This is a genomic window from Anaerotignum faecicola (assembly GCA_024460105.1).
Taxonomy (GTDB): Bacteria; Bacillota; Clostridia; order Lachnospirales; family Anaerotignaceae; genus JANFXS01.
This window is the reverse complement of sequence record JANFXS010000185.1, coordinates 1-492: the sequence shown is the minus strand read 5'-3', so window position 1 is coordinate 492 and position 492 is coordinate 1. Positions and strand designations below refer to the sequence as shown.

1 protein-coding gene is annotated in these 492 nt (G+C 47.6%); it reads right to left on the bottom strand.

Annotated elements, in window-relative coordinates; all coding sequences use genetic code 11:
- Positions 1–405, bottom strand: a 405-nt coding sequence (locus tag NE664_13435) for a carbohydrate ABC transporter substrate-binding protein (GenBank protein ID MCQ4727635.1), incomplete at its 3' end; no start/stop codon positions are given.
- Positions 406–492: the final 87 nt, after the last annotated feature.

Below are 492 nucleotides of genomic sequence, written 5' to 3'. Positions count from 1 at the left end.
CTGTTTTAACAGTTCCTCTGCCGCCGCTTCCGGAGTGATCTCCTCGTAGCAGATCTTCTCCTGCATTTTATATACAACATCATACACTTCCGTAGCTCCGTTAGGCGAAGCCGGGCTGACCGTAGAGCACTTGGGTGTTACAACATTATTAATATAATCGACCACCTTCTGATCAGATTCGCTCATATCTGCGGCAATAGCGTCCGCCACAACAGACGACACGGGTACTCCGCGCTCACCTAAAAGAATCTTGTTGCATTCCACCGAATTAGTCCAGTAATCTATAAGCTTAGCGGCCTCCTCCGGTTTCTCACTGTCAACAGAGACAGAAAAGAACATGCTTGGCTTTAAATAATTGGATTTCACTGCATCGTCGGATGGCCAGGTGGTAATACCGATCTTCATACCCTCCGGCGCTGCGTTCGTGACGGCATTCATATTATTGGAAAAGTAGAACGCACACCATGACATGTTAGACGGATCTGAACCGTA